This is a genomic window from Allobosea sp. CER48, assembly GCF_044752385.1.
GTDB lineage: Bacteria > Pseudomonadota > Alphaproteobacteria > Rhizobiales > Beijerinckiaceae > Allobosea.
The window spans coordinates 1-4,371 of record NZ_JBIWYK010000261.1 but is presented as its reverse complement, the minus strand read 5'-3'; the positions used below and the strand labels follow the sequence as shown (position 1 = coordinate 4,371).

Annotated in this window: 5 protein-coding genes and 1 pseudogene; 4 read left to right on the top strand and 2 right to left on the bottom strand. The window is 66.3% G+C overall.

Going from position 1 to position 4,371, the window contains the following annotated elements; translation table 11 throughout:
• The 3 genes from ACIPIA_RS10895 to ACIPIA_RS10885 form a co-directional block, all read left to right on the top strand.
• The coding region (locus ACIPIA_RS10895) for a helix-turn-helix transcriptional regulator (protein WP_400509374.1) at positions 1–195 on the top strand (195 nt) is incomplete at its 5' end.
• An 82-nt stretch (positions 196–277) separates the two neighbouring features.
• Positions 278–1,276 carry a phosphogluconate dehydrogenase (NAD(+)-dependent, decarboxylating) gene (gene gnd / locus ACIPIA_RS10890; protein ID WP_400509372.1) on the top strand — a complete coding sequence of 333 codons (999 nt, stop codon included), beginning with the start codon at positions 278–280 and terminating at the stop codon, positions 1,274–1,276.
• Positions 1,277–1,279: 3 nt separating this feature from the next.
• Complete coding sequence (locus tag ACIPIA_RS10885; protein WP_400509370.1) at positions 1,280–1,804, top strand: gluconokinase; 525 nt, start codon at positions 1,280–1,282, stop codon at positions 1,802–1,804.
• A 9-nt stretch (positions 1,805–1,813) separates the two neighbouring features.
• On the opposite strand, the gene ACIPIA_RS10880 is transcribed toward ACIPIA_RS10885, so the two are convergent.
• Together ACIPIA_RS10880 and ACIPIA_RS10875 are read right to left on the bottom strand one after the other, a co-directional pair.
• Positions 1,814–2,197, bottom strand: coding sequence for a multicopper oxidase domain-containing protein (locus tag ACIPIA_RS10880; RefSeq protein ID WP_400509369.1), 384 nt, complete (start codon positions 2,195–2,197; stop codon positions 1,814–1,816).
• Between the two features lie 115 nt (positions 2,198–2,312).
• A pseudogene (locus tag ACIPIA_RS10875) lies at positions 2,313–3,059 on the bottom strand (PLP-dependent transferase); the annotation flags it as partial.
• Between the two features lie 261 nt (positions 3,060–3,320).
• Here ACIPIA_RS10875 and ACIPIA_RS10870 point away from each other — a divergent pair.
• Positions 3,321–4,343 (top strand): amino acid ABC transporter substrate-binding protein, encoded by a 1,023-nt coding sequence (locus ACIPIA_RS10870; RefSeq protein ID WP_400509367.1) that lies wholly within the window; start codon positions 3,321–3,323, stop codon positions 4,341–4,343.
• The last annotated feature ends 28 nt before the right edge of the window (positions 4,344–4,371 follow it).

Here is a 4,371-nt window from a genome sequence, read left to right as displayed (position 1 = left end):
ACCAGTCCCTATAACTATCTGGTGATGCGTCGCCTCGATCGGGCTCGCCGGATGCTGGCACAGAGCGCCTCCCTTGTGGATGTCGCCTTCGCCTGCGGCTTCTCGGACCAGAGCCACCTCACGCGGCAGTTCCGGCGTGCCTACGGCGTCACGCCGGGGCGCTGGCGCGCCCTGCAGAAGCACGCCGAAGGGTGACCTCGAAATGGCGCCGGCTTGCCCCGCCGGCCGCCTCCATGCTTGAAGCAGCGTCAAAAGCGGGCTTCGCGGAGTGTCGGATATGCAGCTTGGAGTGATCGGCCTCGGCCGCATGGGGGCCAATATCGTGCGCCGCCTGATGCGCGCCGGCCATGAATGCGTGGTCTATGACCGCGATCCGAAGCCGGGCCAGGCGCTTGCCGCCGATGGCGCCATCGTCGCGGCAGACCTGAAGGACATGGTCGCCAAGCTGAAGGGGCCGCGCGCGATCTGGGTGATGCTGCCGGCCGGCAGGATCACCGAGGCGACGCTCTCCGAACTCGGCGGCCTCGTCGGCGAGGGCGATACGCTGATCGACGGCGGCAACGCCTTCTGGAAGGACGATGTCCGCCGCGGCAGGGAGTTCGCGGCGAAAGGCATCCACTACATGGATATCGGCACCTCCGGCGGGGTTCACGGGCTGGAGCGCGGCTATTGCCTGATGATCGGCGGCGACAGGGAAGCCTTCGACCGGCTGGAGCCGATCTTCAGGGCTCTCGCACCCGGCAAGGGCGAGATCGAGCCGACGAAGCACCGCGAGGGCCGCAACCCGACGAGCGAGCAGGGATATCTGCATTGTGGCCCCACCGGCTCCGGCCATTTCGTCAAGATGATCCATAATGGCATCGAGTACGGCATGATGCAGGCCTTCGCCGAGGGCTTCGACCTCCTGCGCAACGCTTCCGCCAAGGAGGGCCTGCCGGCCGAATACGGTTTCGATTTCGACGTGGCGGAGATCGCCGAGGTCTGGCGCCGTGGCTCGGTCGTCACCTCCTGGCTGCTCGACCTGACGGCCGAGGCGCTGGCCGCCGACGAGGAGCTTACCTCCTACACCGGGAACGTCTCGGATTCGGGCGAGGGCCGCTGGACGGTCGACGCCGCCGTCGAGACGGCGACGCCGGCCGAGGTGCTGACCTCGGCCCTGTTCGCGCGCTTCCGCTCCCGCGTCGACCACACCTTCGGCGAGAAGATCCTCTCCGCCATGCGCGCCGGCTTCGGTGGCCATGTCGAGCCCAAGAAAACCGAGACAAAGCAGGGCTGAGCCGTGACGAACGCAGCAGATCGCGGCCGCCCGGCCGTCGTCGTCGTCATGGGCGTCGCCAGTTCCGGCAAGACCTCGCTGGGCGAGCGGCTGGCCGCGCGCCTCGGCTGGCCCTTCCGCGACGCCGACTCCTTCCATCCGCCGGAGAACGTCGCGAAGATGGCCGGCGGCACGCCGCTGACCGACGAGGACCGCAAGCCTTGGCTTGCCGCCATTGCGGCGTGGATCGATGAGCTCAGGGCGCAGGGCGCGCACGGCATCGTCACCTGCTCGGCGTTGAAGCGGGCCTATCGCGAGGTCATCGTCGGTGACCGGCCCGACGTCGCGCTGGTCTATCTGCGCGGCACGCGTGAGCTGATCGGCCGGCGCATGGCGGCCCGCCAGCACCATTTCATGCCGGCCGCGCTACTCGACAGCCAGTTTGCCGTTCTGGAGGAGCCGGGGCCCGACGAGCGGCCGCTCGTCGTCTCCGTGGAGGACACCAAGGACGCGATCGTGCAGGAAGTTGTGGACCGGCTCGGGCTGTGATCGGCGAGGTCAGGTGACCTCGAACCACGTCCAGACACCCAGATCGAAGCGTTCCAGCACGGTCGAGGAAATCAGCCAGCGCCCGGGATTGTCCGCCATGAAGGCGATGTGCAGCTTCCGGCGCTCCGGAATCTGCACGGTGTCGAGGAAGTAGTTCTCCCAGCCGTCGTCCAGCGGGTGCAGCAGGCGGAAGCTGTGGCCGTGGACGTGGAATGGCTGGACGAAGGCGGTGCGGTTGTCGATCGCCATGACGATCGGCGTGCCGCGCCTGACGCTGAAAAGCGGCTTGCTCTCGAGGCTCCCGGCGCCGCCGTTGATGCGCCACGGTCTGGCGAGGTCCAGGCCGGTGAAGTCGAGCTTCTGGTCGGCGGTCAGTGTCGCGCCGCCTTCCACGACGATTTCCGGGCGCGTCGCATCCTGCATCCTCACGCCGAGCGAGGCCCGCCGGCATCTGCTCCTTGAGGCGCAGCGCCATGGTTCGCATGCCGCGCAGCGTCAGGAAGGCATCTTCCGGCGCCACGATCAGCCCGAGCTGGTTCCAGGCCGCGCGCAGCTTCCTGAAAAGCTCCGGCGTGCGCGCCGAGACGGTGCCGATCAGCACGTCGGAATGAGCCGCATAGTATTTCGTGCCGGCCTGCACCGAGTAATCGACGCCGAACTTGTGGGCATCGAAGAACAGCGGCGTTGCCCAGGTATTGTCCATCGCGACGAGGATGTCCCGCTCCTTGGCGGCGGCGACGATGGCAGGGATGTCCTGCATCTCGAAGGTCTGCGAACCCGGAGCCTCGGTCCAGACCGCTTTGGTATTCGCCTTGAACAGCCCGGCGATGTCGCCGCCGATCAGCGGGTCGTAGTAGCTGACCTCGACGCCCATGCGCTTCAGGAAGGTGTCGCAGAAAATCCGCGTCGGGCGGTAGACGCTGTCCGTCACCAGCACATGGTCGCCGGCCGACAGCAAGGTCAGGAAGGCAAGCGTGCATGCCATCAGCCCCGACGGCGTCACGACGACGCCGGCGCCGCCCTCGATCGTGTTGGCCGCGGCCATCAGTGCGTCGATCGTCGGGTTGCCGTCCGTGCCGTACGTATAGCGCGCCTTGCGGACCAGAAAGTCCTCGGTGTTCGGATAGACGACCGTCGAGCCTCGTACGATAGGTGGATTGACAAAGCCGTAGCTGTCGGCGGGGTCGCGCCCGGCCAGCACGAGACGCGTCCGCTCACCAAGGCGAGCAAATTCGGGCGAAGACAGCTTTTTCATGGAAACGGCACGTCCGGCAGGCGGGAGAATGCGGTCGGACTTGACCACGACCCACAAACTCGCATGTGATGTATGCAGTGGACAAGGGGCGGTTCGAGCGTATGGCGGTTGCTTGACGCTCATGGGTCGCTCTGGCAATCGACTTGCAAAGGGGGCGCCGCACAATCGAAAGATGAATCGAGCAGCCAGAATGCTGCCGGCGGCGAGACCAGGATGGCGTTCGGCGCAAGCCGGAAACGTGGCTTCAATGGGAGAGTACCGATGAAAAAGTTTGTAGCAGCCGCCCTTGCGGCAGGAATCGGCCTGGCGATTTCCGCCACTGCGGCTTCGGCCCAGGCGACGCTGGCGCAGGTCAAGCAGCGCGGCATCCTGAACTGCGGCTCGAACACCGGCCTCGCCGGCTTCGGCGTGCCGGATGCGCAGGGCAACTGGAAGGGCCTCGACGTCGATTATTGCCGGGCGATCGCCGCCACGATCTTCAACGACCCGACCAAGGTGAAGTTCATCCCGCTTTCGGCCAAGGACCGCTTCACCGCTCTGCAGTCGGGCGAGGTGGACGTTCTCGTCCGCAACTCGACCTGGACGATGACGCGCGATGCGTCGCTCGGCCTGCTCTTCACCGGCGTCAACTACTATGACGGCCAGGGCTTCATGGTCCGCAAGAAGCTTGGCGTGACCTCGGCGCTGCAGCTCTCGGGCGCGTCGGTCTGCACCCAGCAGGGCACCACCACCGAGCTCAACCTCGCCGACTATTTCCGCGCCAACAACCTGAAATACGAGGTCGTGGCCTTCGCGACGTCCGACGAGACGGTCAAGGCCTATGACGCCGGTCGCTGCGACGCCTTCACCACCGACGCCTCGGGCCTCTACGCGGAGCGCCTGAAGCTCACGAACCCCGACGATCATATCGTTCTGCCGGAGATCATCTCCAAGGAGCCGCTCGGCCCGTCGGTCCGCAACAATGACCCGCAGTGGTTCAACCTGGTGAAGTGGGTTGGCTTCGCGATGCTGAACGCCGAGGAACTCGGTGTGACCCAGGCGAATGTCGATCAGCAGGTCAAGTCCGACAATCCCGAGGTCAAGCGTCTGCTCGGCACCGAGGGCAAGTTCGGCGAGCAGGTCGGCCTGACCGCGGACTGGGTGGTCCGTATCGTCAAGCATGTCGGCAACTACGGCGAGTCCTTCGAGCGCAACGTCGGCCAGGGTTCGCTGCTGAAGATCGCCCGCGGCCAGAATGCGCTGTGGACCAAGGGTGGTCTGCAATACGCGCCGCCGGTGCGCTGATACGCCTCGCGGGGTGTCGGCCTGGCCG

Excerpts from the sequence above, each read along its gene's own strand:
- gnd (WP_400509372.1), top strand. The coding sequence starts at position 278 with ATGCAGCTTGGAGTGATCGGCCTCGGCCGCATGGGGGCCAATATCGTG.
- ACIPIA_RS10870 (WP_400509367.1), top strand. The coding sequence starts at position 3,321 with ATGAAAAAGTTTGTAGCAGCCGCCCTTGCGGCAGGAATCGGCCTGGCG.